The sequence below is a fragment of the Streptomyces sp. NPDC046727 genome (assembly GCF_040645635.1).
Classification (GTDB): Bacteria; Actinomycetota; Actinomycetes; order Streptomycetales; family Streptomycetaceae; genus Streptomyces.
In genome coordinates this window covers 196,680-223,374 of sequence record NZ_JBEYYR010000005.1, presented here as the reverse complement: position 1 = coordinate 223,374, position 26,695 = coordinate 196,680, and the positions used below count along the sequence as shown (strand labels likewise).

General features: G+C 70.6%; 25 protein-coding genes. 13 read left to right on the top strand and 12 right to left on the bottom strand.

Annotation, left to right across the window (positions count from 1 at the left end; translation table 11 throughout):
- The first annotated feature begins 146 nt into the window (after nucleotides 1-146).
- From ABZ937_RS08435 to ABZ937_RS08410, 6 genes are all read left to right on the top strand, one after another.
- Entirely contained in the window at nucleotides 147-1,280 is a 1,134-nt protein-coding gene (locus ABZ937_RS08435) for a cytochrome P450 (RefSeq protein ID WP_361687501.1), read from the top strand.
- A 33-nt stretch (nucleotides 1,281-1,313) separates the two neighbouring features.
- A complete protein-coding gene (locus ABZ937_RS08430; protein WP_361687498.1) occupies nucleotides 1,314-1,778 on the top strand; it encodes an AraC family transcriptional regulator in 465 nt (154 codons plus the stop codon).
- A complete protein-coding gene (locus ABZ937_RS08425; RefSeq protein ID WP_361687495.1) occupies nucleotides 1,778-1,993 on the top strand; it encodes a hypothetical protein in 216 nt (71 codons plus the stop codon). Before ABZ937_RS08430 ends, ABZ937_RS08425 begins: the two co-directional genes overlap by 1 nt.
- A gap of 310 nt (nucleotides 1,994-2,303) precedes the next feature.
- Nucleotides 2,304-3,251 (top strand): endonuclease/exonuclease/phosphatase family protein, encoded by a 948-nt coding sequence (locus tag ABZ937_RS08420; protein WP_361687492.1) that lies wholly within the window; start codon nucleotides 2,304-2,306, stop codon nucleotides 3,249-3,251.
- Between the two features lie 79 nt (nucleotides 3,252-3,330).
- Nucleotides 3,331-4,542, top strand: a complete 1,212-nt coding sequence (locus ABZ937_RS08415) for a M4 family metallopeptidase (protein WP_361687489.1) — start codon at nucleotides 3,331-3,333, stop codon at nucleotides 4,540-4,542.
- A gap of 108 nt (nucleotides 4,543-4,650) precedes the next feature.
- Complete coding sequence (locus tag ABZ937_RS08410) at nucleotides 4,651-4,968, top strand: protealysin inhibitor emfourin (protein WP_361687487.1); 318 nt, start codon at nucleotides 4,651-4,653, stop codon at nucleotides 4,966-4,968.
- 63 nt (nucleotides 4,969-5,031) lie between these two features.
- On the opposite strand, the gene ABZ937_RS08405 is transcribed toward ABZ937_RS08410, so the two are convergent.
- Nucleotides 5,032-5,919, bottom strand: coding sequence for a helix-turn-helix transcriptional regulator (locus tag ABZ937_RS08405; RefSeq protein ID WP_361687484.1), 888 nt, complete (start codon nucleotides 5,917-5,919; stop codon nucleotides 5,032-5,034).
- 194 nt (nucleotides 5,920-6,113) lie between these two features.
- Between ABZ937_RS08405 and ABZ937_RS08400 the strand changes: the two genes are divergently transcribed.
- On the top strand, nucleotides 6,114-6,890 hold the full coding sequence (locus ABZ937_RS08400; RefSeq protein WP_361687481.1) for an SDR family oxidoreductase: 777 nt from the start codon (nucleotides 6,114-6,116) through the stop codon (nucleotides 6,888-6,890).
- Between the two features lie 485 nt (nucleotides 6,891-7,375).
- Nucleotides 7,376-8,455, top strand: coding sequence for a helix-turn-helix domain-containing protein (locus ABZ937_RS08395; protein WP_361687478.1), 1,080 nt, complete (start codon nucleotides 7,376-7,378; stop codon nucleotides 8,453-8,455).
- 33 nt (nucleotides 8,456-8,488) lie between these two features.
- Here the strand turns inward: ABZ937_RS08395 and ABZ937_RS08390 are convergent, their stop codons facing one another.
- On the bottom strand, nucleotides 8,489-9,130 hold the full coding sequence (locus ABZ937_RS08390) for a CatB-related O-acetyltransferase (protein ID WP_361687766.1): 642 nt from the start codon (nucleotides 9,128-9,130) through the stop codon (nucleotides 8,489-8,491).
- A 232-nt stretch (nucleotides 9,131-9,362) separates the two neighbouring features.
- Between ABZ937_RS08390 and ABZ937_RS08385 the strand changes: the two genes are divergently transcribed.
- Nucleotides 9,363-10,004: a hypothetical protein gene (locus ABZ937_RS08385; RefSeq protein ID WP_361687475.1), complete on the top strand. Its 642-nt coding sequence runs from the start codon at nucleotides 9,363-9,365 to the stop codon at nucleotides 10,002-10,004.
- A gap of 20 nt (nucleotides 10,005-10,024) precedes the next feature.
- Here the strand turns inward: ABZ937_RS08385 and ABZ937_RS08380 are convergent, their stop codons facing one another.
- Nucleotides 10,025-10,975: a hypothetical protein gene (locus tag ABZ937_RS08380; protein WP_361687472.1), complete on the bottom strand. Its 951-nt coding sequence runs from the start codon at nucleotides 10,973-10,975 to the stop codon at nucleotides 10,025-10,027.
- Between the two features lie 175 nt (nucleotides 10,976-11,150).
- A complete protein-coding gene (locus tag ABZ937_RS08375; protein ID WP_361687469.1) occupies nucleotides 11,151-11,522 on the bottom strand; it encodes a hypothetical protein in 372 nt (123 codons plus the stop codon).
- A 249-nt stretch (nucleotides 11,523-11,771) separates the two neighbouring features.
- On the opposite strand from ABZ937_RS08375, the gene ABZ937_RS08370 reads away from it, so the two are divergent.
- Entirely contained in the window at nucleotides 11,772-11,981 is a 210-nt protein-coding gene (locus ABZ937_RS08370) for a hypothetical protein (protein ID WP_361687466.1), read from the top strand.
- A gap of 88 nt (nucleotides 11,982-12,069) precedes the next feature.
- On the opposite strand, the gene ABZ937_RS08365 is transcribed toward ABZ937_RS08370, so the two are convergent.
- The 8 genes from ABZ937_RS08365 to ABZ937_RS08330 form a co-directional block, all read right to left on the bottom strand.
- On the bottom strand, nucleotides 12,070-13,275 hold the full coding sequence (locus tag ABZ937_RS08365) for a VWA-like domain-containing protein (RefSeq protein WP_361687763.1): 1,206 nt from the start codon (nucleotides 13,273-13,275) through the stop codon (nucleotides 12,070-12,072).
- A 137-nt stretch (nucleotides 13,276-13,412) separates the two neighbouring features.
- On the bottom strand, nucleotides 13,413-14,708 hold the full coding sequence (locus ABZ937_RS08360) for a MoxR family ATPase (protein WP_361687463.1): 1,296 nt from the start codon (nucleotides 14,706-14,708) through the stop codon (nucleotides 13,413-13,415).
- 125 nt (nucleotides 14,709-14,833) lie between these two features.
- Nucleotides 14,834-16,330, bottom strand: a complete 1,497-nt coding sequence (locus ABZ937_RS08355; RefSeq protein WP_361687460.1) for a hypothetical protein — start codon at nucleotides 16,328-16,330, stop codon at nucleotides 14,834-14,836.
- Nucleotides 16,331-16,673: 343 nt separating this feature from the next.
- A complete protein-coding gene (locus tag ABZ937_RS08350; protein ID WP_361687457.1) occupies nucleotides 16,674-17,252 on the bottom strand; it encodes a class F sortase in 579 nt (192 codons plus the stop codon).
- A 217-nt stretch (nucleotides 17,253-17,469) separates the two neighbouring features.
- Nucleotides 17,470-17,961, bottom strand: coding sequence for a sortase (locus tag ABZ937_RS08345; protein ID WP_361687454.1), 492 nt, complete (start codon nucleotides 17,959-17,961; stop codon nucleotides 17,470-17,472).
- Nucleotides 17,962-18,235: 274 nt separating this feature from the next.
- Nucleotides 18,236-22,381, bottom strand: a complete 4,146-nt coding sequence (locus ABZ937_RS08340; RefSeq protein ID WP_361687451.1) for a trypsin-like peptidase domain-containing protein — start codon at nucleotides 22,379-22,381, stop codon at nucleotides 18,236-18,238.
- Nucleotides 22,378-22,770 (bottom strand): CU044_2847 family protein, encoded by a 393-nt coding sequence (locus tag ABZ937_RS08335; RefSeq protein ID WP_361687448.1) that lies wholly within the window; start codon nucleotides 22,768-22,770, stop codon nucleotides 22,378-22,380. Before ABZ937_RS08335 ends, ABZ937_RS08340 begins: the two co-directional genes overlap by 4 nt.
- 79 nt (nucleotides 22,771-22,849) lie before the next feature.
- Nucleotides 22,850-23,407, bottom strand: coding sequence for a hypothetical protein (locus ABZ937_RS08330; RefSeq protein WP_361687445.1), 558 nt, complete (start codon nucleotides 23,405-23,407; stop codon nucleotides 22,850-22,852).
- Between the two features lie 321 nt (nucleotides 23,408-23,728).
- Here ABZ937_RS08330 and ABZ937_RS08325 point away from each other — a divergent pair, with 321 nt between their 5' ends.
- From ABZ937_RS08325 to ABZ937_RS08315, 3 genes are read left to right on the top strand one after another with little or no spacing between them, the layout of a single operon-like run.
- Nucleotides 23,729-24,046, top strand: coding sequence for a hypothetical protein (locus tag ABZ937_RS08325; RefSeq protein ID WP_361687442.1), 318 nt, complete (start codon nucleotides 23,729-23,731; stop codon nucleotides 24,044-24,046).
- Entirely contained in the window at nucleotides 24,043-24,678 is a 636-nt protein-coding gene (locus tag ABZ937_RS08320) for a VC0807 family protein (RefSeq protein WP_361687440.1), read from the top strand. The genes ABZ937_RS08325 and ABZ937_RS08320 overlap by 4 nt, the downstream gene beginning before the upstream one ends.
- A 16-nt stretch (nucleotides 24,679-24,694) precedes the next feature.
- On the top strand, nucleotides 24,695-25,942 hold the full coding sequence (locus tag ABZ937_RS08315; protein WP_361687437.1) for an alpha/beta fold hydrolase: 1,248 nt from the start codon (nucleotides 24,695-24,697) through the stop codon (nucleotides 25,940-25,942).
- The last annotated feature ends 753 nt before the right edge of the window (nucleotides 25,943-26,695 follow it).

The following is a 26,695-nucleotide window of genomic DNA, read 5'->3' as shown; positions in this document are numbered from 1 at the left end:
GTGACTCTTCCGGAGTGGACATGCGGGATCCAGACAGCACCGACACTGGCGACGAACCTCTGGATCTGACCGATGAGGGGCTGGTCAGAGACCCTTTCACCTCCTATGCACGTATCCGCGAACGCGAGCAGATGGTGCGCGGGCGCGTGCCCGGCGTCGACCCGATGTGGGTCGCCACCCGCCACGACGACATCCGTACCGTCATGAGCGATTCCCACTTCACCATCGACGCCACGGCCGTCCCCGGCGCACCGGTGGCACACCGTACCGAGCAGACCTGGCAGGCCCGCGGCATGTACCAGGGCTACGAGAAGTATGTGCGCGCCGGGATCTTCGACGCGGACGGCCCCCACCACCGCCGCCTGCGCGGCCCGGTCAGCGCCGCGTTCTCCCCGCGCCGCGTGGCCGCGCTGCGCCCCAGGATCGAGGCCATCGCCACCCAGCTGCTCGACCGTCTGCCGGACCATGCCGAAGACGGCGTGGTCGACCTCGTCGAGCACTTCGCCAGGCCACTGCCCATCACCGTCATCTGCGAACTCATCGCCGTCCCCGAGGCCGACCGCGACCGCTGGCGGGCCCGCAGCGCCACACTGGTCGCCGGCGTCTGCGGTGACGAACTCGGAGACGCGCTCGCAGGCATGGTCGACGACGCGATCGCCCTCGTCGACCACCACACCACCCACCCCGGAAACGACCTCATCTCCGACCTGCTCGCCCCCGACCACCAGGCCCGGCTGAGCGCAGACGAGCTTGTCACTCTCATCGCGAACCTTGTCGTCGCCGGGCATATCACCACCGTCAACCTCATCGCCAACGGCACCGAAGCCCTTCTCGCCCACCCCGGCCAACTCGCCCTGCTGCGCGAGGACCCCACCCTCATGCCGCACGCCGTCGACGAACTCATGCGCTACTGCGGCCCCGTCGTGCGCGCGCTGCCCCGCTACGCCCTCCGCGACACCACCCTCGGCAGCACCCCGGTGAAGGCCGGGGAAGCCGTTCTCCCGATCGTGTCCGCGGCCAACCGTGACCCGGCCGCCTTCACCGACCCCGACCGCCTCGACATCAGCCGCACCCGCCACAGCCGGGAACAACACCTCGGCTTCGGACACGGCGCCCACCGCTGCCTCGGCGCACACCTCGCTCGCGAGGAGACCGCCATCGCCCTGACCGCACTGGTCAACCGTGTTCCCGACCTGCGGCTCGCCACCGATCCACAGCACCTGCAGCGCGGCACCAATCCTGTCAACTGGCACCTGAAGGCCCTCCCCGTGCGTTTGTAGCTCCGGGACGGGTTCGAGCGGGAGAATAGCTCCGTGGCTCATGTTCCGATCGCTGGTCATCTGCTCCGCGCCAGGGATCTCGCGGACGCCCGCTACTCCGAGGCACTCACGGTGGCCGACATGGCCGCGGCCGCCGCGCTGTCGCCGGTCCACTTCAGCCGCCGCTTCAAGGCCGCGTTCGACGAGTCACCGCACCAGTACCTGCTGACCCGTCGCCTGGAGCGGGCCGCCACCCTGCTGCCGGCCACCGACTGGACGGTGGCCGAGATCGGGGTCGCCGTCGGCGTGCGGAGCATCGCTTCGTTCACGACGAGTTTCCGCAGGATGTACGGGATGCCCCCGCAGGCGTACCGGGCGGCGCACCCGCCGGCCGCACGGCATGTGCGCATCCCCCGCTGTGTGGCGATGGCCTACGGGCGGACGTGGCGATGGAGGCCTGGAGCTTCCGTTGGCTGTGCGTCGGGCCGCCCGGCGGGGTCGGTCCGGCGCTGGTGCTGATGCCCGTACCGGGGCCGCCGATGCTGGACAAGGCGAGTAGTGCCTGGCTGTCGGATCTGGTGGCCAAGGGTGCGGGCGGCACGCTGTTCCTGGAGACCGACGACTGCCAGGCCGCGTACGACGAACTGTCCGCCCGTGGCGTCATGTTCAACGACCCACCGACGGCGCAGCCCTACGGGATCGACACGTCGCGGCAATCCCTTCCGCCCACGTAGCAACGCAGTCCCTCTGACGGCGTTCGACGGCCAGGCCGGCGTGGGCAAGTCGGACCCGACCCTCCGGAACGGACAGCGGTACGCGGTCATCACGGAACAGCGGTCTCAGGGCTTCCGGACTCGGCCCGCATATGGCCCCTGCGTTTGCCAGTCGCCGTGGCCGGCAGGAAAATATTGATGTCAGCGTGGGCCTGCCGCTGGAAAAGGGGCCGGTGGGTGCCATCGCTTCTCCTGCTGTTGCCGCACCAGTGCAGACGTGCCCTCTTTCTGCGGTGGCCGCATATCCATCCCGATCTTCTCGGGAGAGCCTGTGACAAAGCTGCGACTGGCCACGTTCAACGTCGAGAACCTCTTCGCGCGCTGGCGGTTCAAGGACGGCATCGACCCGGCGACCGCCAACTCACGGGGATGGATCGTCGACCAGACCCAATTCGAGGAACTGGGGATGGATGACAAAGCCATCACGGGGGCGGCGGTACGGGAGCTGGGTGCTGACCTGCTGTGCCTGCAAGAGGTGGAGAACGTCGATACGCTCAAGCATTTCCGTGCTCAGGCGCTGGGCGGGCGCACCCAGTACCCGTATGTCGCCGGAGTGGACGGTAACGATCCGCGGCTGATCGATGTCGCGGTGCTGTCGAAGTGGCCGATCACGCGTATCCGCTCGTACCAGCATCTGATGGATCCCGTGAGCCCGACGGCACCGCTGTTCTCCCGTGACTGTCTTGAGGTCGATATCGAGGTCGAGGTGGGACAGGGGCGGAAGACTCCTGTGACGCTGTTCGTCAATCATTTCAAGTCCATGCTCGGCGGACGTGCGGAGACCCGGGAGAAGCGGGAACGGCAGGCCGCGAAGGTGATGGACATCGTCACCGACCGCTTCGGGCACGCGTCGCCGGGTGACCGTCCATTCGTGGTCCTGGGCGATCTGAACGACTATCTGGACCCGGGCGGCGGCGGAGATTCGGGGATCGAGCAGGTCGTCAACTGGGACCAGGTCGAGAACGTAGTGGCCCGCCTACCCGAAGACGACCAGTGGACGCACTACTGGGACGACGGCGACGAATACCGGCAGCTGGACTACCTCCTGCCGTCGACCTCGCTCGCCCAGGCGGCCCCGCACGCGCTGCCGGAGATCTTCCGCAAAGGAGTCCCGCTGCGTGCCGTCAAATACACCGGTCCCCGGTTCCCCGGCGTGGGGCAGGACAAGCCGAAGGCATCGGACCACTGCCCCGTCGTCTTCGAGCTGGAAGTGCAGTAGGCAGTGACATGAGAATCCGCGAACCCGCGATCAAGTGACCGACGATTCATCACCGCTCCTCTTCAACAGGAGGTTTCCCATGAGCAGGGCCCGCCGCGTCAATTGCATCATCCCCCCGCACCTTCTCGACAAGCTCCTGGAAAACGACGACACAGAAGTACGCAAGGCCGCCCTGGACACCCTGCTGACGACGACGCGGCTGCGGGGTGAGCGCTCGGTGAGGGCGTCCTTCACCGGCGCGGCCGCCCCCGGCAATGGCCGGCGGACGGTCTTCGACTGCCGGCAGGGCAGGTTCCTGCCCTTCGCCGTTCTGGCCCGGACCGAGGAAGGGCCAGAGGCCTCGGACAAGTCCGTCAACCGGGCGTTCGACGGACTCGGCACGACGCGGGACTTCTACCAGAAGGTGTTCCAGCGCAATTCGCTCGACGGCATGGGAATGCGTCTGGACGGATACGTCCACTTCGACTCGAACTACAACAACGCGTTCTGGGACGGACGGCAGATGGTCTTCGGTGACGGAGACGGAAGGATGTTCACCGACTTCACCGGATCCCTCGACGTGATCGGCCACGAACTGACCCACGGAGTCACCGAGTTCACCGCGGGTCTCGCCTACCACCACCAGGCCGGGGCGCTGAACGAGTCGATCTCGGATGTCTTCGGGTCGCTGGTCAAGCAGTGGTCGCTGAACCAGTCCGCCGAGACAGCGGACTGGCTGCTCGGGGCCGAGGTGTTCACCCCGGGAATCGACGCCGACGCGCTGCGGTCCCTGAAGGCTCCGGGCCAGGCGTACGACAACGCCATGTTCGGCAAGGACCCCCAGCCCGACCACATGAGCAAATTCGTCAACCTGCCCAACACCGAGAGAGGCGACTACGGCGGGGTGCACATCAACTCCGGTATCCCGAACAAGGCGTTCTACCTGACGGCGGTGCGCATAGGCGGATTCGCGTGGGAGGCGCCCGGACTCATCTGGTACGAGTCGCTCAAGGCATCCAGCGCCGAGACCAAGTTCCAGGATTTCGCGGACACCACCTACCAGAAGGCCGAGGAACTCTACGGGACTGACAGCGCGCAGCAGCTGGCCGTGCTGGCGGCGTGGCAGGACGTGGGGATCCAGATCAGCGGGGTCCCGTCCGGACTCGCCCGGGCGCGCAGTCTCGCGGCCGGCCGGAGCGGTGGTGCGGGCCGGGACGACGGCCTGGCGGCCCTGAGCCAGCAGGTCGGTGCGCTGGCCTCCCAGGTCAAGGAGCTGGCCCAGGACGTGACCGCGCTGAAGGCGCCCAGGTGACCACGGGCGGTTGACGCGCGGCCGCCCGGCTACGGGGCTCGTCCTCAGGTCAGGCGATCGTCACGGCAAGCAGGGGCGGCCGCTCGGCCGGCCGGGAGGTTCTGCACGATGAAGGTCACTCTGGCCAGGCACGGCGGGCTGGCGGCGGCGATCCGTCTGAGCCTTCCGCCCGACGTGGTGGACACCGATGCCCTGCCCGAGAACGACGCGGCGGAACTGGCCCGGCTGGTGGCGGCGGCCCTCCCGGCAGCCGTCCCTGGCGGGGCCGGGCCGGACCGGCCCGACCCCGCCAGGGACGCGATGAGCTACACGATCACCGTGGAGGACGACGGCCGCTCGACCGTTCTCACCCAGTCGGACACCGCCATGTCCCCGGAGTTCGCGGCCCTGCTCAGCTGGCTGGAGCAACACCTCGGGCAGCAGTGACACACGCTCCACGGACGCGGACCCCGAGCACTTCGTGGCCTCCGCACGCGTCGGCGCGCCCTGTCATCTGTGTCCCTCTGCCGCGTCCGGGGACGGCGTACGTCCCTCGGGGGCCGAGGCGGTCCAGCTGCTCAGCAGGGTGAGTGCCTGGGCGGTTTCGGAGCCTGGCTCGACGTTGTAGACGCACAGGGTCTGCTCGGTGTCACCCGGTACCTGGAACGACTCGTACGCGAAGTGCAGGTCCCCTACGAGGGGGTGGTGGTAGTGCTTGCTGCCGTGGGTGCGGCGCAGCACGCGGTGGTCGTTCCACCAGGTGGAGAACTCCGGTGACTTCAGGGTGAGTTCTCCGACGAGGTCGGCGAGCCGGCGGTCGTGGGGGTGACGGCCGGCTTCGAGGCGGAGGATGGCGACGGTCTCGGCTGCGATCCGCTCCCAGTCGCCGACCCGTTCCCGGGCCGCAGGGTCCAGCAGGTAGTAGCGGGCCAGGTTGCGGTGGAGTGCGGGCAGGGCGTCGAAGTCGGTCAGGACCTCGCGGGCGAGCCGGTTGGAGGCCAGGACGTCGGTGCGCCGGCCGAGGATGAAGGCGGGCACGTGGTCAAGGGTCTGGAGCATCAGATGGAGGCCCGCACGGACCCGCTGCGGGCCGGCCGGGGCGCGGCGCGGCGTCGCGGGGCGGGCCAGCAGGTCGGTGAGGTGCTCGCGTTCGGAGGCGTCGAGCCGGAGGGCCCGGGCCAGGGCTTCGACGACCTCGGGTGAGGGGTTGCGCGCGCGGCCCTGTTCGAGCCGGGTGTAGTACTCGGTGCTGACGCCGGCCAGTCGGGCGGCCTCGTCACGGCGCAGGCCGGCCACGCGGCGGGCCCGGCCGTCGGCGGGCAGCCCCGCTTGGTCAGGGGTGATCCGGGAGCGGCGTGTGCGCAGGAAATCGGCGAGGTCGCGACTGCGGTCTTCCATGCGTCCAGTGTGTCCGGCGGAGACGGCGTACGCACCGGTCCTGGGTGGTCCTGCCAGTACCTGCCTTGCCGGTACCGGCCTCGTCAGGGCGCCTTCCGGCGCCCCGCGGGGGTCGTGCGGATGGTGTTGTGGTGAAGGAGCCGACGGCGACACGGCCGGCGGCCCTCATCTCATCCGCATCGAAAGGTGTTCCCATGACCACGCACTCCTCTGTCCGTCCCCTGGCCGGCCGCGTCGCGGTCGTCACCGGAGCCTCCAGCGGCATCGGTGAGGCGTCCGCCGAGAAGCTGGCCGCCCTGGGGGCCCACGTCGTCGTGCTCGCCCGGCGCGCGGAGCGGCTGGGCGACCTGGTCGCCCGCGTCGAGAAGAACGGCGGACAGGCCCTGGCGATCGCCGTGGACGTGACCGACAAGGCGGCCGTCCAGGCCGCCGCCGACCGGGTCGCGGCCGAGCTGGGCGGCGCCGACCTGGTGTTCAACAACGCCGGCGTCATGCTGCCCGCCCCGATCGAGGAGCTGGCCACCGACCAGTGGCAGCAGCAGATCGATCTGAACATCACCGGGCTGATGAACGTCATCGGCGCGTTCACCCCGCAGCTGGTCGAGGCCGCCGCGGAGCGCGGCGTGGCCGACCTGGTCAACACCTCGTCGATCGGGGCGCAGAACATCTTCCCGACCTTCGCCGTCTACACGGCCACCAAGGCGTACGTCACCCACCTCTCCCGTCACCTGCGGGTCGAACTGGGCCCGAAGAACGTACGCGTGGCGGCGATCGAGCCGGGCATCGTCGGCACCGAGCTGCAGAGCCACGTCACCGACGAGGGCGCCCGGGCGTGGCTGGCCGGGGCCAGGGAGACCATGGAATGGCTCACGCCGCAGGACGTCGCCGAGACCATCGGCTTCCTGGCCACGCTGCCGCCGCGCGTGAACCTTCAGCAGGTCACGATCATGCCCACCGGCCAGCCCAGCTGATCTGCGTACGACGGAAGCCTCGCTCCGAGGTCAGCGGGACCTCCTCGAAGCGAGGCTGACGAGGACGCCCCTCGGGACAGCCCGGGCCGCTCAGGGCGGTGTCACCTTCTTGGCCCGTCGGCGCCGAAAACACTCACTCATCTGCGTGCTGCGGGACAGCCGTAGGCGACGGCGCTCCGAAACCCTTGCGGGACGGTGGTGAGCGGGAACAGTCGTTCTGCGCCGCATGTTCTGAACGGTCCGGCAACGACTCTCATACGCCACGGAAGGGGGAACCGGTGAAGAGGGGATGCGCCGAAGGGGAATCGGGTGGTTCGAGAACGACACGTGGCGGTCCGTGGGCCGCGTTCCCCCGCCGCCTCGGCGATGAGCTGCGCAAGGAGAACAGGACTGTCGCATCAGAGATAATCCACGAGATCAGGTCCCAGATCCCCGAGTTCTCGCGGCCGCTCTCCGGGCAGTTCGGGGCGGCCATCCAGCAGGGTGTGGAAGCGGCTCTTGAGGAGTTCGCCGACCGGGTCGTCTCGGCGCGCGGCTCCCTGGACGCCGCCCGCGTCCCGGTCTACCGCGCGCTGGGCCGTGGGGAGTTGGTCGAGGGCCGCAGCCTGGACGCGCTGCAGGCCGCCTACCGGCTCGGCGCGCGCGTGGCATGGCGCCGCTACGCGCGCGTGGCCCGCCGCCTGGCCCTGAGCACCGAGGCGGTGGCGCTGCTCGCGGAGGCCGTCTTCACACACATCGACGAGATCGCCGCGGCTTCCGTCCAGGCCTACGCCGACGCCCAGGCCGATGCCGCGGGCACCACGGGCCGCCGTCGGCACCACCTGCTGCTCCTCCTGACCACCGGCAGCCCCGTCCCCGACCCCGAAGCGGTCCGCCGCGCCGCCGTCGATGCCGACTGGCCGCTGCCCGACACGGTGGCCGCGGCCGCGCTCGGGCCGCTGTCCGGCTCCCGTACCGGTGGTGGGGAGCGCACCGCGGCGGGCGGGTCCCTCGCCCTCGGTGCACGGGGGCGTCACCGCCTTCCCGAACCGGTGCTCGCCGACCTTGAGGGCTCCTCACCGTGCCTGGTGATCCCCAGCCCGCATCTGCTCCTCGCCGACCCCCGCCTGCAGCGGCTGCTCCGTGACACCGCCGGCGTGGTGGGCCCCGCCGTCCCTCCCGTCCAGGCCGCCGACTCCCTGCGCTGGGCCCGGATCCTGCGCGACGCGGGTGCCGCGGGCGCCGCCGCCCTGACCGACCCGCCACTGGGCCGGCTGCTCCTGCTGGCCGACCCCGCTCTGGTACGCCTGATGGCAAGCCGGCACCTCAAACCCCTCGCCTCCCTCACCTCCAAACAACGCGCCCGCGTCGCCTCCACCCTGTTGGCCTGCCTCCAGACCCGGCACGGCACCGCCCCGGAGATCGCCGCCCGCCTCGGCATCCACCCTCAGACCGCCCGCCAGCGCCTCCACCAGGTCAACCACCTGTTCGGCGACCTCCTGGCCGACCCCGACGCCCGCTTCGAGGCGGAGGCCGCCCTCCGGGCTGCCCTCACCGACCGCGAGAGCGACCCGCGGACCAGCTGAGGGCACACCCCGGCGGCCTTCGCCGGCCCCCGATCACGCCTGCGGGGCGGCGGCCTCCAGGTCGGCGATGCTGCCCGACATGATCGTCCGTACGTGCTCGGTGATGTGCTCGGCCAGCCAGTCCCACCAGGCCACCGCCAGCAGCCGGGCGATGTCCTCGTCGTTGTAGCGGGTGCGGATGAGGCGGGCCGGGTTGCCGCCGACGATGCCGTAATCGGGTACGTCGGCGGTGACCACCGCGCCGGTGCCGATGATCGCGCCGTGACCGATCCGTACGCCGGGCATGATCGTCGTGCCGTGGCCGAACCAGACGTCGTTGCCGACGACGGTGTCCCCACGGTTCGGCAGGCCGGTGAGCAGGTCGAAGTGCTCGGACCAGGAACCGCCCATGGTGGGGAAGGGGAAGGTCGACGGGCCGTCCATGCGGTGGTTGGCGCCGTTCATGATGAACCGCACGCCCGTGCCCAGCGCGCAGAACTTGCCGATGACGAGCTTCTCCGGGCCGTAGTGGTAGAGCACGTTGCGCTGCTCGAACGCGGTCGCGTCGTCCGGGTCGTCGTAGTACGAGTATTCCCCGACCTCGATCAGCGGGGACGTCACCAGCGGTTTGAGCAGCACCACCCGCGGCTGCTCGGGCATGGGGTGGAGGACCGTCGGGTCGGCAGGGACAGGGATAGAGCGTGAATCCTTCAGCGGTTACGGGTCAGACCCGTTCGTGATCGCTGTACCGGGCGGTCCAGGACACAGGATTTCTCGCGCCCACGAACGCCCGCCGGCTGCGCCACCGGCATTCCGTCCCTCACGACGGCATGCGATCGACTGCCAGAACCCCTTCGCCCCGGGCCTCGTCCCCTGTCCGTACCCTCGTCGGCGGACGGTGCTGTTGATGTTCGAGAGGCGACAGGGCATGAGTAAGTTCGGGGCCGCGGCGGGGACCGTGCCTGGCCAGACGGTGAGCGGGAAGCGGGTGCAGGGTCGGGCTCGCAGGGCGGCCAACTCGGCGAAGTGGGCCGTGGCGGTCCCGGTGCTGCTGCTGTTCGGAGCCGGGGTGGCGCAGTGGGTGACGCTGCTCGGGGTGGTGGTCGTGCTGGCCGTCGTCGCGGTCGCGACGTTGCTGGTCGGCGGAGTGTGGCATCGGGCCGGGGCGGCCACGCTGGTGGCGGTGGCCGGCTTCGCGCTGACGCTGTTCGCCGGGCCGGCGGTGTACGAGGGGTACATGCGGACCGTGGGCGAGCCGGTGGACGCGGTGGTGATGGACGTGGTCGACCTGCATCGCAAGCACGGCGCCGACATGGTGTGCACGGTCCGCGAACTCGGTGGCGAGAAGCGCACGTTCGAGGTCTCCCAGATGCAGAACTGCTTCGGGCAGACCGAGAAGGGCGACCGGATCGTGGTCCGCGAGGACCCGCTGGGGCTGCTCGATCCGTGGCTGCCGTACGGGGCGGAGGACCGGAACACCAGTGAGATCACCATGGCCACGACGGTAGGACTGACGTTGGTGGTCGGGGCGTCCGTCTTGTACGGGGGGCAGCGGCGACGCGACGGTTAGGGCGCGCGCTGCCGCTCAGGTCAACGGTCGGGCTCCAGGAACTGTTCGATGCCGGCCTGGCGGGCCCAGTCCCCCGTGGTGCACCAGGACGTGCCGACGGGCCAGATCAGATCCGCCCCCATGTACCGGGCGAAGTCACGCAGTTCCTCTCCCGGGTTGCCGGGAAGCAGGATGGCCTTGCGGAGCACGCCGGGCAGATGGCGGGTGTACTGGCCGAGCTGTCCCGTCGCGTACCGCACGTCGTCGGTCGGGTTCTTGCCGGCCTTGGCCTCGATGAGCAGGCGCAGTTGTGCGACCCAGGTGTCGGTGAGCAGTGGGGCGCACTGGGCTGAGTGGCGGATTCCGATGCGATGCACCGCGTAGCCCTGGCTCAGCAGGTAGCGCTCGAATGACTTCGAGAGGCGGGTCTCGGGCCGCTCGTTGCCCAGAGGGGTGTCGAGGACGTCGCGGCACAGGAGGTCTGCTCGTTCCACTCTGCGGACATCGACCCTGCGGGGATCTCCTGGAGGGAGCAGCCGGCCGGGGTGGTGGGTGAGGTGGTCGATGGTGCGCAGCCGGTAGAGCGGGTAGCGCACCGTCTCACCGTGCCGGCCGGGGGCCGTGCGCTCCTCGGCGATGCCGTCGAGCACGAAGGAATCGACGAACCGCCACAGGCCCTGGGCACCAGTGCGGGGCGCCTGCAGCACCTGCAGGCGACGTCCGACGGCCCATGCCGTTTCGATCGTTTTGTTGCCCTGCTTGCCCTCCCATGAGCCTGTGCCGAAGCCGAAGGCACCGGAGTAGTAGAAAAAGCCGTCGTCCCGCCAGCCGTCGCCGAAATGGTCGCCGGCGCTGAAGAGGAAGACATGGGTGCTCCTTCTGAGCGGGACGATCCCTCCCTGACTGGAGCCGCCGTAGGACGCGCGCAGCATCCGGCGTGTAGTGAAGTCTCCCTGGGTGAGGACCCACCGGTCCGACTGTGTGACTGCCAATTCCCCTGCTGCTCCCCGTCTTGTTCGCGTGCCGACGCAGTCACGCTAGTCGCCGCCTGTGACAGCCGGAGCCACCGCGTTCCGGCGTCCGGTCCGGCCGTGGCGCCACGGCTCGCCGGACCGGCCCGTGCGAGGGGTGCACGGGCCGGTCAAGCAGCTGTGCCGGGCCGTTCGCCTACGGGTCTATGGACTTGATGGGTGTGCGCTGCTCATCGGCCGCCGGTCCGAGACTGTTCGCGTCACGGAGCCAGATCCAGGCATAGATCTCCTCCTTGCCCACCTCTGTGTCCAGTGCGTCGGCCTGTGCGGTGAACCGTTTGCGCCGGAATACCGATGGGCCCGACGCGTGGAATGTCTCCACCGGTGCGTACGCGGTGATCTGGTCGTCGTCAGAGGTGTCCTCCTCCCAGATCTTCACTGAGTCGTTGAAGAACAGGCCGATCTCGAACGGCTCGAAGTGGACCGTGTAGGTGATGAGGAATTCCCAGGAGCCGTCGGAACGCGGGAATGCGCTCTCAACGATTCGATCATTTGCGATCCGTGCCATCTTGATCACCTTCTCATATCGGTGTTTCTTGGGTTACCGGCCTGGTGAAGCCGTGTGTCAATTTCACCCGCACCGGGACCCCCGGTCATGCCCCTGATCTTCGGGACTTGACAGCCCAGCCCGGGAGCGGCCGGAGCACGGCCGGAAGGGCGGTGGTGGCAGTTGTCCCGCGGCTATGCGAGATCACGGTTCGGTGCCGACCGGGCTCACCGCCGTACCCCGTCGGCCCCGCCAGGCGTTGACCCGCGCATGCACGACGAACCCGGCTCGACCAGCACCGCCCGTCTGCTGGGCGCCTACTGGCTGGACTCCCCGTACTGGCATCGCCAGCAGCCCTGCTGCTGCTTCACGTCACCCCCGCGACGGCGGGCGCGCGGCGCGCTGGTCGCCCGCGCCGTCCTGACCGTGGCCGCCTACGTCCTCGTCCTGGCCGCTCTCGTCCTCGTCGTCGCCGGCTGACCGCCCCGAGCGGGGAGTGGCCGCCCATGCCTCCGAGCGGTCTCTGGGGCCTTCGCGTGGCCGGCGAGGCCGGGACGGCCGTGGTCGCTCAGCCGATGGCGACGACGCGTGCCCAGGGTGGCGGGGTGTCCGGGACGTAGTCCGGATCGTCCTCGTTCGCGGCGGAGCCCGGACGCGGGAAGAGACCGACGACGGTACGGCAGGGCGGCTGCGCGGAGGGCCACGGCGTCTGGCCGTCCGTGAGGGCGACGATCACGTCCGGGCGTGGCCGGGAGCGCAGCGCCCGGGCGAAACCCGAGCGCAGGTCCGTTCCCCCGCCGCCGATCAGTTCGATGCTTTCGGCACGGCAGAGCGGGACGGCGATCCCGGCCGCCGCGTCGCAGGAGATCACCGAGACCAGGTCGCGCCGCCCGCCCACGGCCCGCGAGATCGCCGCCACCTCCAGCAGCGCGCTGCCCAGCTCGGCGTCGCTCACCGACCCGGAGGTGTCGATCACGACGCAGACCCGGGGCGGTGTACGGCGCAGGCTCGGCAGCAGCACTCCGGGAAGGCCGGCGGAGCGCCGGGACGGGCGCCGGTAGCTGTGATTCTCGCCCACGCCCGGTGCGGCCGCCGCGGAGCGCAGCGCCGCTCCCAGCAGCTGCCGCCATGGCTGCGGTGGGTGGAACGCCTCGTCCGCCCAGCGGCGCCATCCCTCGGGCGCTTCGCCGGGCCGGCCCTTGATGGCCTCGGCGACCCGGAAGCGGACCGCGTCGCGCTGCTGTCTGCTCAGGCCGTGTGCGCCGTCCGCTCCCAGCTCCCACGGCCGGGCCTGCCCGTCGGCGCCGCTGCCGCAGTCCAGCCAGGCCAGGTCCGCGGTCGGTCCGGTCATGGACGCCGTCCGCAGGTACTCCTCCATCAGCAGTCCGTCGGGCAGCCGCAGCAGCGACGGGAGCACCGCTCCGGCGGGCCGGGGCAGGCCGTCACCGTAGATGTCGTCGTTGATCTCGAAGTCGGCGGCGATGTTGCGCCGCAGCCGCTCGCCCGGCCCGTACTCGCCGTTCTCGCGGGCGTACCGCTCGCTGCGTCCGTGATGGTCCCGGATGAGGTGGGAGACCTCGTGCACCCAGACACCGGCGAGGTCCTCCATCGAGGTGCGCGCCACGAAGCCTGGCGAGACGTAGCAGCGCCAGTGCGCGTCCACCGCCATCGTGGGCACCGACCGGTCCTCCACCACGTGCAGCGCGAAGAGCGCGCTGGCCAGGTAGGGGCGCACCTTGACCGCGTGCAGCCGGGCGGCCAGCAGCTTGTCCATGTCCAGCACCAGCCCCGGCCGGTCTTCCGGCCCGGCGAAGCCGGTCGGCGGCCCCGGCACGGTGGCCCGCACCGGGCGCGGCGGCGGAGGCGGGGACAGGGGGCGCGGCAGCGGGCGCGAGTGCTTGGCGGTCCCGGTCATCGGCGCGCCCTCGTCGCTCGGCCCGCGCCCGCGGTGGCCCGCTCCACGGACTGATCCGCCTGCCGGGCGAGACCGATCACCCCGGCCAGCCGCTCCACCGCCTGCGGTACCTCCCAGTCGTCGCGCCGCACCGAGGCGAGCGCTGTCGCCGGGCCGACCAGCAGGTCCGGGGCGCCGGTTTCCAGGGCCCTGACCAGGACGGCCCAGCCGGCCTCCCAGCGCTGCCGCGACGGGCGTGCGCCGACGGCGGCCACCACCGCCTCCAGCGCCGCCTGCCGCAGGTCGCCCCGCTCCGGCAGCTCGGCGCAGGAGGGCTCGGCCAGCAGCGTCTCCGGATCCGGCAGGTCCATCCGGTCCAGATGAGCGAGCAGCTCCAGACCCGGCCCGTCCCCCACCGCGCCCCGCACCAGCAACGCCAGCACCTCCCGGGAGACACCGGCCGCCGTGCCGAACGCCAGCAGGGTCAGTGCCGCCTCCCAGCTGCGGGGCGAGGGCCAGGCGCCACCGCGGCGGGTCTCGGTGCTCGGCAGCCGGTGGATCAGCGTCGGCCGGGCCTCCAGGAAGCCGCAGACCGCGCGCCGCGCGTGGGCCACCGCCTCCGGCAGCCGCTCGGGCACGAGCCGGGGCAGCTGGGCCCGGGGCCAGACCCCGCCCAGGCCGCGCACCACCACCTCCCGGTCGTGGACCCAGTGCAGATGCACGAACCGGTTGGCCAGGGGCGGGCTCAGCTCCCAGCCGTCGGCCGCCGACGCGCGCGGGTTGGCCGCGGCCACGATCCGTACGCCCCGCGGAAGTTGCAGCGCACCGACCTTCCGCTCCAGGACGACCCGGAGCAGCGCGGCCTGGACGGCCGGGGTGGCGGTGGACAGTTCGTCCAGGAAGAGCAGTCCCCGCCCGGCGCGGACGAGTTCCACGGCCCACTGCGGCGGCGCCATCGGCACCCCCTGCACCGCCGGGTCGTCGCCCACGATGGGCAGTCCGGAGAAGTCGGACGGCTCATGGACGCTGGCGATCACGGTCGTCAGCGGCAGGTCGAGGGTGGCGGCGAGCTGGGTCAGGGCCGCGGTCTTGCCGATGCCCGGCTCACCCCAGAGCAGCACGGGCAGGTCTGCCGCGACGGCCAGGGTGAGGGCTTCGAGCTGCTCGTCGGGGCGCGGCTCGGTGGTGGTCGTCCGCAGGAGGGTCAGAAGGTCGTCGGCGAGGGCGAGCTGGGTGCCGGTTCCGGGAGGGGATACGGGGGTGGGTGCGGGGGTGTCGGCGGCCGGGGCGGGCAGGAGGGTGCTGGGGGTCATGGGCATCACCTGGGGATGAGGAGGTACGGGGTACGGGAGGGCCCGTAGCGGATGGTCGTAGGGCGCGCGGCACGCAATGCGCCGCGGGAAGGTGGGAGTTGGGTGCGGGCCGACGGGCCCGAGGGTCAGCGGTGCAGGCCGGTGCGGGGCCGGGCCCGGCTGCTCTGCTTGCGGTGCATCGCGGCCGGGACGCGGCGGTCGAGCCGGGGGCGGTGGCTCGCCTCCGTGCGCCCGCTGCCTGAGGAGTTGCGGGCTTCTGCCGCTTCGGCGGCGGGGTGTACGGGGATCAGGCCCGCGCGGAAGAGTCCATGGTCGATGCGGCGGGCCGCGGCCGATTCCAGTGCCTCCCGCAGCGGCCCGTCGCGCAGGAGTGCACCGGGGCCGAGCAGTCCCTCGACCACGGCCAGCGCCCCGGCGGTGTCGCCGTGGCAGAGCCGCTCCCGGACCGCGGGCAGCGCCTGCGGCGTACGGTGCGCCCGGTCGATCGCCCGCAGGCAGGGCAGTGCCGGTCCGCCGAGCGCCACCAGCAGCTCCTCGCGGCGCAGTTCGACGGGGTCGTGGTCGACCGCCGTCAGCACTCCGTCGCGCAGCGCGATCCGGTGGATCTCGCCCCGGCATTCCACCCGGTGCGGATCACCGGGCTCGGGAGCGGGGTGGCCGGCCGCCGGTGCCGTGGCGAACTCGGCCAGGGCCGCGGCGACGAGGGGATGCAGCCGGTCGGCCGCGACCAGTCCGGCGCGCAGCAGTTCCAGGTCCGGAGGGATACGGGCCGCCGCCTCGGGCAGTACCGGAAGCGCGGCGACCTCCTGCGGTGGCAGTGCCTGCCGCAGTGGCCGCAGCGTCGGGGCGTGGCTGTCGTCGGGGGCGACGAGTTCGAGCACGGCGCGGCTGCGCGCGCCGAACCGCACGGTGAACGCCCCGCGCGGGCGCCCCTCGTCCCGCAGCAGCAACTCGGCCTCGGCGGCCCAGCTTCCCACCGCCCACGCGGCATCGTGGGCGGTGGACCGGTTCGCAAGGCCCAGCGGGGCTGAGCAGTCAAAGGCGCCGGAGCGTGCGGACGGCGCCGTGGCCGGTATCCCGCCGGCCCCGCACCGCCGTACCAGTTCGCCGCTGCGTTCCGCGTCCCACAGGTGCCGGTGCAGGTCGAGGCGGAAACGCCGGTCGGGGTGCGGGTGCGGATGGTGCCCGGTGGCGCTGTCGCCGGTTCCTTCCCACAGGGCCAGGGACATCCGCTGGCCGGCGTCGGCCCAGGCCGGTGGTGTCCGCACCACCAGCTGAAGCGGTGTGCCGCTCGAACTGGGGTACTGCGCCAGGGAGATGGTGAGGCCGGGCCTGAGCCGCCCGTCCGGGACGATCCGGGGCATGTGCCAGCGCAGCAGGTCCGGCGCCAGTCGGCGCAGGTCTGCACGAAGGTGGTTGAGGACATCGGTGCCGTGGCGGTCGCGCACGGCGCGCAGACCGAAATCGACGTCGACCCGGGCGGCGGCGCAGGCCCCGGCCCAGTCACCGACCGCACGCCGTGCGGTCGCCGTTTCGATCATGGACGGTGGCACGGCGTACTCGCGGACGCGCTGCCACATCAACAGGCGGGACGGAATCTCGTTCACGAGGTGATGTGCCATCAGCACTCACCTTGCGCGGACGATTCCCCCAATCCGTACGAGGAGAAGTTCTTCATCCCCGGCATGGTAACCACACCGCCGGCGATCTGTCTCCTGCTTATTGATCATCCCGGCGGGGACCCTGCCTCAAGAGCACGTCGTCGTAGGCGTAGCTGGTGCTGAGTAGGAGACGGTGCGCAGCCACGTCCTCACAGTCGGCGCGGGCGGTGACGTGCAGCAGCTTCGGAGCCGTCGCGCTGCTGCCGGTCCGCACTCGGCCCGGACGGTGGTGTACCAGTTGCCGTACCAGCCCAGCGTGCCCTTCGCCCGGCCTGCGTCCAGCGGTCAGCGCCCGGTCGGCTGGCTACGTCACCGCGGTCAGCGTCGCGTAGACCACGACGTTGCTCAGGTAGCCGGTGCTCCTGGTGTAGCCGCCACCGCAGGTGATCAACCGGAGTTCGGGCCGGCCGGAACCGCCGTAGACCTTCTTGCTGGGGAACTTCTTCCTGTCGTAAAGCTCGACGGCGCGGACGGCGAACACCGCTGTCCGCCGGTCCGCCCGGCTGACCTCGATGGTGGCGCCCTTGGTCAGGGTGCCGAGGTCGTAGAAGACACCGGGGTCGCCGGTGGGTGTGTCCACATGCCCCGTGGCGACGGCGGTTCCTGCCGAGCCAGGAGCCGTGCCGTCGCCGTACCAGCCGACGAAGCCGGGTTGGCCCGGTGGTGGTGTCCGTAACGCCCCTGCCGCATCGAGGCCCACACGTGTTATCGGGGCATTCACGCCGATGGCGGCGATCCGGAGCCGGACCGGCTCGGCGCGGGGCAGTGGATGGACTGCGGGGCCGGTGGGGTCCGCGGAAGTGGAGAAGGCCTGGGCCGCCGATGGCTGCGGCGGCTTCTTGCCCTGGAACCCGCTGATCAGCAGCACCACACCTGCCGTCATGGCGCAGGCCAGAAGGAGCAGTACAGGAATGAACAGTTCTCTGGAAGCGCTGATGGGGTGTCTGGATGCCATCGCGACTGAGCCTTTGCTTCACGGCGGGTGCGTTGTGACGGGTGGGGTGGGCCTCGCGGTGGGCGGGCATCGCGGCCGCCGGATCCATTCCGTCTCGCGGCCGGATACGCCGCAGTGGACGGGGCCGGCCGGCAGAGTCGGACGGTCAGGTTCGGTTGGCGTTCGGGCGGCGGCGCATCCAGACCACGCCTCCCGCGGCGGCCGTGACGAGCAGTCCACCACCCAGGGCGAGCCGCGTGCCCGTGTCTTCGGCCGGTCCGAAGCCGGCACTGACTGAACCACTCGGAGGAGGTCCGGTGACCTGGTACGTTTCCGTGACCATGGTCAGTGGCGGACACTTCAGTGTGACCGTGTCGCTGCCCGGCTTGGTTCCCTCCGGGATCTGGAACTGGCCCGTGAGTACGCCCTCCTCATCGCCTTGGAAGAGGTGGAACTCTCCTGCCACCTCCGAGAAACCCTTGCCGTAGTCCGCGTCTGGGTCGCAGGCACTCGTACTGACCGTGACCGTGGAACCCGGGTAGGCATTCCACGGGTCGATACGGACTTCCGAGTCATCAGCGGCGGCCGCGGCCGGGATCTGCATCCCGAGGGCACCGAGAGCCAGGCCGATACCTGCGGCCATGTGTGTGTAGCGCATTCCGAATCCTCCAGTGGAACAGCGTCCGGCCTGTGCGCGGCGCGTCTCCTGTGTTCCACTCCCGAGGCAACCGACAGACCGTCAGTTCCGCAACCTGACGCATCGCCATATGTGTCACCCAGTCAGGTGCCGTGGCATTCCTTCTTGATCGCTTGCGCAGGTCAGCGACGCGAGGAACACCCATAACGATCACCCGCCACCCCGTCGCCATAACGGTGAAAGTCGACCGGGCGCATGTCGCGCGGGGGGGGGCGCTTCGCCACGGAACGAAGGCTCACCAGGAGACTGTCGTCTGCCCCGACCAGGGAACTTCTGCGGCGAGCCACGTCCCGAGGTCGGCGAGCACGCCCAGCGACTCCGGGCGTGTGGCGGCGAACCAGGCCAGGCCTGCCGTCAGTACGGCGAGCGCGAGACGTGCGGAGTTGACGGGGTTGGACCATCCGCGTGGGGTGGTGTGGACCGTCGACGTTCTGCGTCCTCCGAAACCGCGGCTGACAGTTCGTTCACGACCGGTGCTCCGGGGAGACATCGACACGCTCGCGGGTGCGAGGGCCGCCGCGCCGGCGCATGCGGCGGGGGCCCAGCCGTGCAGGGCCTCGGGGTGGCTCAGTCCGTAGAAGCACGCGCCGGCGGCGAGGCCCACGGCCGCCAGCACGTCCAGCCGACTGACCGTAGCCGGGAAGCGCCGTCCTCGGCGGGCCGCTGCCCTGAAGACGACTCCCAGCAGTGTCGCGGTGAGCGCCGTGTACGCCCCCTGCTTCCAGTCCTCAGGTGGCGAGTCGGCCCTATGTGCTTCTCCCAGGGCGACGGCAGCGATCGCGGCGCACAGGGGAAGACCCGCGATGATCAGGACCCGTACGATCATGACCAGGTCGGACACCAGGCGCCCGACGGCGGTGGCCACAGCGACGGCGAGCAGGGCGACCAGCTCCGCGAGAGCCGTCACCGAAGCCGTGATCCGGAAGCGTGGTTCCAGGCTCGGGTCCAGGAACAGCTTCGAGTAGATCCCCAGGCCGCTTCGCTTACGCCCCACGCGCGCCGCATGAAGTCGGAGGGAGCCGGGGAGGCCGTGCGCTGCCGCGAGGGACGACAAGGGGTCGGACGGGCGCCAGCCCTTGCCCTTGCCGGCTTCGACGTGGGCAAGACGGTCGATGAGGTCACGGCGCCGGCTGACGGGCAGGGAGCCGTCGTGGATGGAGGCCACCATGGCGTCCATCCACCGGGGGTCGTTGCCGAAGTCGTAGAGGGGAGGAGTGGCCAGCAGCAGCGTCATGCGCATCTCGGGGAGGAGTCCGGCTTCCCTGAGGAGCGAGACCACTTCCTGTGGATAGTCGCCCGAGGCCAGGAACTGCGCCGCCTCCAGGCGTACTTGAGGGGTGGCCCGGCGGTCACGCGCGAGTGTGCCGGCGATCGCCGCTGTGCGCCCATCGGGCAGCAGCCTGCGGATGATGGCCAGCCGTTCCTTCGGCGGCACGCGGGAGTCCTCGGCGGCGCTGAGCAGCAGATCCTGCTCCCTCCATACCTCTTGCACACGCCAAGCGGCCTTGACCCGCAGCGTCATGGGCAATCCCGGTGCGGTTGCCAACGCTCTGAGTGCGTCCCGTGAGTGGTCCGACGGTCGCATGGGGTAGGAGTACTTGTCGCCGAGAGCCTGCAGAGCCTTTTGGGCGTCCGCGCCTGGGGGTGGGTTTCTCACCATGTCGGTGAGGGCTTCCGCGCCCCGCGCGTCGGACAACCCGTCGAGGTACTGGGCGACGGCGATGCGCTCGTCGTAGGGACACTGCCGGTCGAAGGCGCGGGCCACGAGTTCTTCAGGTATCGGCTGCGATCCGAGGCGGGCGGCGGCGGCCACCGCCTTCAGCAGGCGGTCGGTGTCGGTTCGGGGGTCGCGGATGGCGCGGCGTACGAGATCGGCGCCCCGCTCGTCTCCGCGTCGGGCCAGTTCCTCGGCCGCCTCCATGGCCGGCTCGGGATAGGTCGTGGCCATGGTGTGCAGGGCTTCGATCCCGCGGGGGTCGCCGAGGTCGGCGAGTGTCTGCGCGGCGGCGATCCGCTTCGGTGGTCTCTCTCCCGACGACCTGGCCCGGTCGTACAGGATGTCGCCGCCTCGGTGGTCCCCCATACGGGCCAGGGAGGCCGCGGCATCGAGATCGCCCCTGGATGCCACTCGGTACAGCGTCTCGGCGGCGCTCTTTCGCACCGCGTCGTCCAGGCGTGCGCCATCGGCGACGACGGTGGCGATGAACTTCGCCCCGTCGGTCATGGGGGCGATCTGTTTAAGCACCCGTGACAGCTGCGGCTGATGCTGGGCGTTCCATGCCTCGACGAGGAAGCGGGTCAGTGAGTCCGCGCCCGGCGTCGTGACGCCGATCCAGGCTCCGCCCCAGGCCACCGCCGGGAGCGGGACTCCGAAGACGCGCTGGAACTCCGCTTTGCTGCGTCGGGCGTCGGCGGCGATGGCCTGGGCCGTGAGGAACTCACCGAAGGTCAGGTGGACGAAGGCGAAGCCGGAGTCGTCTTCGACCAGCAGTCCGCTGGTGCGCAGGAGTTCGGGAATCAGGCCTCTCATCAGCTTGTCCCACTCCTGCTCCGATGTACGCGTCGGGCGCAGGCCGTCGGAGGTCCACCGGGTGAGCAGGTCGACGGCGCTGCTGCGGTCACCGTCATGCCGGGCGAGAGCGAGTTTCCGCAGCAGCTCGGGGAATCGACTGGGGAGGTACCCCACGGCCTTCTCGACGTCGGGGCTGTGACGGCTGTCCTTGAGGGTGGCGTTGATCTGCTGTTTGAGTCCGGAGCCGCGGCGCGCCGGTGCTCGGTCGTGCACGTGCTGCACGAAGGCCCGGTAAGCGGCGGCGCGGCCTTCAGGCAGTGCCGCGTCGCGGTTCAGGGAGTACAGCTGACACAGCATGGAGGCCATGAGCGGGTTGCGGGCGGGGTCGGTCATCCCGGCGGCGCGGAGTTCCGCGATGAAGCGCTCTGCCGAGGGCCCCCAGTCGTCGACGCCGAGGGCTGTGAACCACTTCTCGGCGAATCCGACGAGGTCGCCTGGTTCCAACGGCATGAGCTCGAAGCGTCGGCCCCAACTGGTGAGCAGCTCGCTGTCGGGCAGCGGGCGCGTGGCCACCAGGCACACGTAGACACGGCGTTGTGGGTCGTTCTCACGCATGGTCCGTATCCGCCGCAGGACGTCCTTCCGGCGCTCCGGGTCAGTGATCTCGTCCAGGCCGTCAACCATGATCAACCAGCGTGCCCCCGGCGCCGGCGGACGCGCGAACCAGGCGACGGGCCACGGTTCCGCGGGATTCCACTCTTCCGCCAGCTCGATCCCCAGTCCGGACGCGAGGGCGACGGCGAGCCCGTCGCTCTCCCGGTCGAGGTCCAGCGCATGCACACGCACCGGTACGAGCGCGGCCCAGTCCTTCTGCTCCCAGCGTCCGGCCAGTTCACGTACGGCGGCCCGCAGCAGACTCGACTTGCCCGAGCCCGGAGCCCCCACCAGCACGACGTCCTCATCGAGCCCGAAGAGCACTTCGGCCGGCAACCGCACCTGATCGGGTACGGACGTGTCCGACGGCGCACCGGCCTGGACAGGTTTCTTGTCACGCACCACGGCGCTTGCCTGTCGGCGCACGAACACGCTCGACAGGGGAATGGCGGCATCGACGTCCTTGAGCACCGGATACGGCTGCTTGTCGGCGGCCTTCGCCGCCAGCGTCAGGTACTTGCGCAGCAGCGGGCGAGGAAAGCTCCATCCTCCGGCCGCGATCTGGTCATCGGTGAGTGAACTGAGCCAGTCGCCGCGCAGGTTCTGGTTGCCCTCCGCCTGCGGACAGCGGCTGAGGATCTCCGAGACCGGGATCATGTGGGCGCTGCCCGCGTGGTCCGACGTACACAGCATGCCGCACACCGCCCCGGTACGGCGGTTGATCACGCCGCTGCCGCTGAATCCACCCCCTACCGGCGTGCCCCATGCGCGGGGCAGCTCGGGGGCTCCCGGCCGGGTGCTGCGCAGATCCGCCCCTTCGTAGCGGGAAGTCGTGGACTGACCGGCCGAGAACGAAGAGTCAGCCGGGTGGCCGTACGCCCACAGCGCGTCACCGATCGCCAACGCGTCGGACATGAGCACCGGTCTGACGCGGTCGGCCCCTTCGCCCACGATGCGCAACACCACCAGATCGAGACCGCTCTCCCGGTCCCGCACATAGCTCTTGGGCACCGGCTCCAGCGTCAGCCGCAGGTTCAGGGACACCACCTGGGCGTCCAGCCGGTCGGGCAGTGAATCGGCGCTCCTGGCCACCACATGAGCGCACGTCACCACCAAACCCGGCGCCACGACGAACCCTGTGCCCGCAAGGCGTCCACGGATGGCGACCGTCGCGGACTTGAGCAGGCCCTCCCAGTTGTCCGCGGCGAGCGTCATGGTGCGGTCCGCTCCTCCCACTCCAACTCGACCGTGAAGGCCGACGAAGCGCGCGCCTTGCCCACGACCGCCACGACGGAGCCTGATTCCAGGGCGAATTCGCACCCGAACTGCACGCGCATGCGTGTCGCCCGGGACTCGCGCAGCCTGCCGACCACGGCCCGGGCCACCCCCATCAGCCCGTCCAGCGCATCCTCCAGACGCTGACGGCCTCCCCCGATCTCGTGCTCCGTCCCGGGACGGCCGCCCACCTCGTGTACGGCCACATAGACCGTGAGACCGTCCACTTCCATGGGCACCATCCGCTCCGATACCGGAACGGGCCGCGTTTCCTCCATGAAATCGCTCACGTCATCCCCCCAGCAGTCCGTGTGCGTACCGGTCAGCACACGCACGGTAGCGGCAAACACGACCGCATCGAGCCAAGTTGGCCCAACACACCCAGGCTCACGTCGTGAGGAACTGCGCTCACTCTGCTGACCGCCCCGTCACTCCCAGATCCGTACGCATCGCGGAGCGCATCCGGGACAGGTCTCGCCAGCCCTGCGTGATCCTGTCCCGTACGGTCTCGATGTCGTCGCCCTCGCGTGCGTTTTCGTGGGTGAGGCGGGCGAGGGTGCCGTAGACCGAGCCCAGGCCGCTGTCGACCCGCTTCACCTCGGCCAGGACCACGTCCGGCACGGTCATCTGGGCTTCGGCGTATTGGCGGCGGTAGTCCACACGGGCCGTCTCGACCGCGGCGAGCGACTCCTGAGGGGCGTACCCGATGCGCAGTACGTGCGCGTGGTCGTTCAGGGTCGCGAGGTAGTGGCGGGCGGCGGCGTTGAACTCCGTGTACACCGCCTTCCGGGCCTCCCGGTGCGACTCGGCCTGCTGGGCGGCGAATTCGGCGCGGCGGGCGCGTTCGAGGCGTTCCCACTCCTCGCGGCGGGACGCGTCCCCACGGCGCTGGGTCAGCCACGCCGACCCCAGCGTGCCGCCCACGCCCACAACCGCAGCCAGCAGGCCCGCCACAGCCGAGTCCATCCCGCCTCCCCCGCGCCGACCATCGCATCCGCACCGCCTCTCAGTGTCCCTGACCGGGGAAGCCCGGTCAGGGACCATGGCGGGGTGCCTGGGTGCCGAACGCGAGCCCCGCGGGGGGCTCAACGGCTGTCGAGAACAGATGCCCGCCGATACCACCCGGTCCAGCACCGGAAGGCGCCCGGGACGGCGCCGGCGGCGAGGTGCGCGGACCGGCGACAGCAGGGCCGTGCGCCCCCGCAGATCGTCAGGAAAAGGATCAACAGGCACTCGTCCGACCTTGCCCTGACTGGCCGTCGGCACACCGATCCCAGCTGGAAAGGGGTGGCCGGCGAAGACGTTTTGCCGACCCGGGCGCTCGTCGACGTTCTCGCCAATGCCCGCCGCGAGGACGGCACACCGCTGGTCAGTTCCGCCGGCTTCGACACCCCCGTCGCACTGCTCGTGCAGCACCTGCGCGACGGTCAACGAAGCGGCGCGTTCCGCCCGTTCGATGCCGAGGGCATGGCCACCGCCATCCGGGCGTCGATCGATGCCGCCGCGAACCGGCTCGCCGCCGGGGACGACTTCGACGCGCGCGCCTACGGACACGAGCTGTCCACGATCTTCACCCTCGCGACCAGGAACGAGGGGACGCCGTGACCACCCACGCGGCTCCGCGACGGGGCGGCGTCCTGATACCCCTGCTGCTCGACCTCGCCCTGCCGGTGGCCCTCTACTACGGGCTGCGCGCCGCGGGCATCGACCAGTGGTGGTCCTTGCTGTGGTCCGCCGCGGTGCCCGCGACCGTCGTCGTGCGGTTGGTCCGGACCCGCAACCTCGACTTCTTCGCCCTGCTGATCCTCAGCGTGATCGCCCTCGGGCTGGCGCTGTCCGCGCTCACCGGCGATCCGCGCGCGCTCCTGATCCGGGAGGCCTGGACCGGGATGCTCGGCGGCCTGATCGGGGTGTGGCTGCTGGCCTCGGTCGCCTACGGCCGCCCCGCGCTGATGGTGATCTTCCGCTCGTTCGTGCTCGCCAAGGCGGGCCCTGACGGGCTGAGCGCCTGGGAGGGGCGCCGGCACCAGGATGCCGCCTTCCGCCGTGGCCTGCGCGTCCTCACTGCCGTCTGGGGCGTCGCGAGTCTGCTCAACGCGCTCCTCCAACTGGCCTTCGCCTACCTGCTGCCCGTCGACGCGGCCCCTGCGGCCATGCAGGTGTGCTGGCCGTCGATCGCCGCTCCGTTGCTCTTCTTCCACCTCGCCTACACCAAGCGCCACGGCCTTCGGGCGTGACCGGAACGGACCGACCATGACGAGCACGCCCACCGACCGCTTACTGCTCTTCGCCGAGCCCAACCTCGACCTGCAGACCCGAGCCGCACTCGGCGCGAGCGCCTACCGCGTCGCCGAGGTCGGTGAGGTCCTGGCAGCCGTCGACCGGATCAACCGGGCCGGACTGTCCGGCTGCACCCACCACGACGAGTTCCTCGCCCTCGGCCGTCGTACGACAGCCGCCGCCGATGACGCCCTTCGCTCCGGCCGGATGGTCAGCGCGCGCGACACGTACCTGCGGGCCGCCAAATACCTGTCCTTGGCACTGTTCTCCGTACTCGCCGGCGAGCGGCCGGCCGATGAACCGGCGGTCTTCGCGCAGATGCGGGCCTGCTGGCACCGCGCTGGCGAACTGTTCGACCCGCCTGTGCAGCGGCTCCGCATCCCGTACGGTGATGTGGGACTGCCCGCCTACCTGCTCACCCCCGGCGGCAAGGCCAAGCGCCGCCCCACCGTCATCCTTCTCAACGGCAGTGACTCCCAGAGTGTCGATCTGTACGCGTTCGGCGCGTGCGCGGCGGTCGAACGCGGCTGGAACGCCCTGATCCTGGAGGGTCCCGGTCAGGGCAGCCTGCTGTTCGAGCGCGAGATCCCGTTCCGCCCCGACTGGGAACAGGTCGTACGTCCGGTCGTCGACCACCTGCTCGGCGATCCGCTGGTCGACCCCGACCGCATCGCCCTGATCGGCTGGAGCATGTCCGGCATCCTCGCGATGCGCGCCGCCGCGTTCGAACCCCGGCTCGCGGCCGTGGTCGCCGACCCCGGTGCCGTCGACAACTGGCTGGCCTGGCCCAGAATTTGGCGCGACCTCGCAGACAACCCGGACCAGGAAGCCGTCAACCGGCACTGGGGAGAGGACGTCGTCCCCGAACTCGGCCAGGCCGCCCCACTGCTCGCCAAGCGCGCCGAGATCTTCGGACGCCAGTTCCTCCACGACGCTCGAGCCGGCCACGCACCCCACGACTTCTGGACACTGGCCCGGACCATCCAACGGTTCCGCTGTGACGACGTGGCACACCTGGTCACCTGCCCGGCACTGGTTATCGGCTACCAGGACGAGAACCTGATCCCCGGCCAGCACCAGCAGTTCTTCGACCTGCTGGACACTCCCAAGCAGCACATCGTACTGACGGCCGACCAAGGTGCCGGGGACCACTGCGCCCCCATGGCACCCCAGCAGCGAAACCAGATTGTGCTCGACTGGCTGGAGCGCACGCTTGCCTGACTCCTCGTCCGTGTCCGTGCCTTCCCCGACCTACCGGGGACGGCACGGACACGGACACGGACGCGCGGCGCCGAGCTGGAGCTCCCTGCCCTTGCGGCGCCAGGCGGAGAGGATCACCCGATGCCTGCCTGGGGTCCAGCCAAGGTGCCTGCAAAACCCACATTGGAACGATCTTGAAGGGCCTCAGTCACCGCAGGGGCCACAGCCCGGGCAGCTGGAACGAGTAGCGGCTCAGCATCTCCCTACTGGCGGTTCGGTCTGGCCTCACCAACAGGGGGCGATGGTTGCCCGGACCGCGCACCTCACAGGTGAAACGGCGGCAGCCCCGGCCTGACTGCGGCCGGGCACACGGTGGAGAAATGGTTGGGCGGGTACGCCGCTGCGGGCACTGCTGTCCTCAGCCATGGCTTTACGTCTTTCGGGACTACCCGAGCGGCGGCTTCTTCGTTCGAGAGGTCGTCGGTCCGAGCCTGCCTTGTCCGGGCGGTGAGGGGGCCCGCGACACAAATCTCTTCGATCTTTCGTGACTCTTCCGGCCCAACTGCTCAGCGAAGGCGGTCACGCCTTGCGCTCGCACAAGGCCGGAGGAATCTGGAGTGCCCCCCGGCCGACCACACGACATCCAGCTCGAACTCCTCACCGGCCCCCTCCAAGGGGTCTACGACCCCTCCGGGCATGGCGCCGCCCTCTTCGCGTTCTTCGCGTTCTTCGCCGGCATGGCAGAGTCAGAGCGCGAGTGCATCCGGGAGAAGT

Bases quoted from the DNA above. Each gene is read 5' to 3' on its own strand.
- ABZ937_RS08425 (WP_361687495.1), top strand. From the start codon at position 1,778: ATGCCCGTACCGGGGCCGCCGATGCTGGACAAGGCGAGTAGTGCCTGG.
- ABZ937_RS08415 (WP_361687489.1), top strand. From the start codon at position 3,331: ATGAGCAGGGCCCGCCGCGTCAATTGCATCATCCCCCCGCACCTTCTC.
- ABZ937_RS08410 (WP_361687487.1), top strand. From the start codon at position 4,651: ATGAAGGTCACTCTGGCCAGGCACGGCGGGCTGGCGGCGGCGATCCGT.
- ABZ937_RS08405 (WP_361687484.1), bottom strand. From the start codon at position 5,919: ATGGAAGACCGCAGTCGCGACCTCGCCGATTTCCTGCGCACACGCCGC.
- ABZ937_RS08400 (WP_361687481.1), top strand. From the start codon at position 6,114: ATGACCACGCACTCCTCTGTCCGTCCCCTGGCCGGCCGCGTCGCGGTC.
- ABZ937_RS08385 (WP_361687475.1), top strand. From the start codon at position 9,363: ATGAGTAAGTTCGGGGCCGCGGCGGGGACCGTGCCTGGCCAGACGGTG.
- ABZ937_RS08375 (WP_361687469.1), bottom strand. From the start codon at position 11,522: ATGGCACGGATCGCAAATGATCGAATCGTTGAGAGCGCATTCCCGCGT.
- ABZ937_RS08370 (WP_361687466.1), top strand. From the start codon at position 11,772: ATGCACGACGAACCCGGCTCGACCAGCACCGCCCGTCTGCTGGGCGCC.
- ABZ937_RS08365 (WP_361687763.1), bottom strand. From the start codon at position 13,275: ATGGACAAGCTGCTGGCCGCCCGGCTGCACGCGGTCAAGGTGCGCCCC.
- ABZ937_RS08360 (WP_361687463.1), bottom strand. From the start codon at position 14,708: ATGACCCCCAGCACCCTCCTGCCCGCCCCGGCCGCCGACACCCCCGCA.
- ABZ937_RS08355 (WP_361687460.1), bottom strand. From the start codon at position 16,330: ATGGCACATCACCTCGTGAACGAGATTCCGTCCCGCCTGTTGATGTGG.
- ABZ937_RS08350 (WP_361687457.1), bottom strand. From the start codon at position 17,252: ATGACGGCAGGTGTGGTGCTGCTGATCAGCGGGTTCCAGGGCAAGAAG.
- ABZ937_RS08345 (WP_361687454.1), bottom strand. From the start codon at position 17,961: ATGCGCTACACACACATGGCCGCAGGTATCGGCCTGGCTCTCGGTGCC.
- ABZ937_RS08340 (WP_361687451.1), bottom strand. From the start codon at position 22,381: ATGACGCTCGCCGCGGACAACTGGGAGGGCCTGCTCAAGTCCGCGACG.
- ABZ937_RS08330 (WP_361687445.1), bottom strand. From the start codon at position 23,407: ATGGACTCGGCTGTGGCGGGCCTGCTGGCTGCGGTTGTGGGCGTGGGC.
- ABZ937_RS08315 (WP_361687437.1), top strand. From the start codon at position 24,695: ATGACGAGCACGCCCACCGACCGCTTACTGCTCTTCGCCGAGCCCAAC.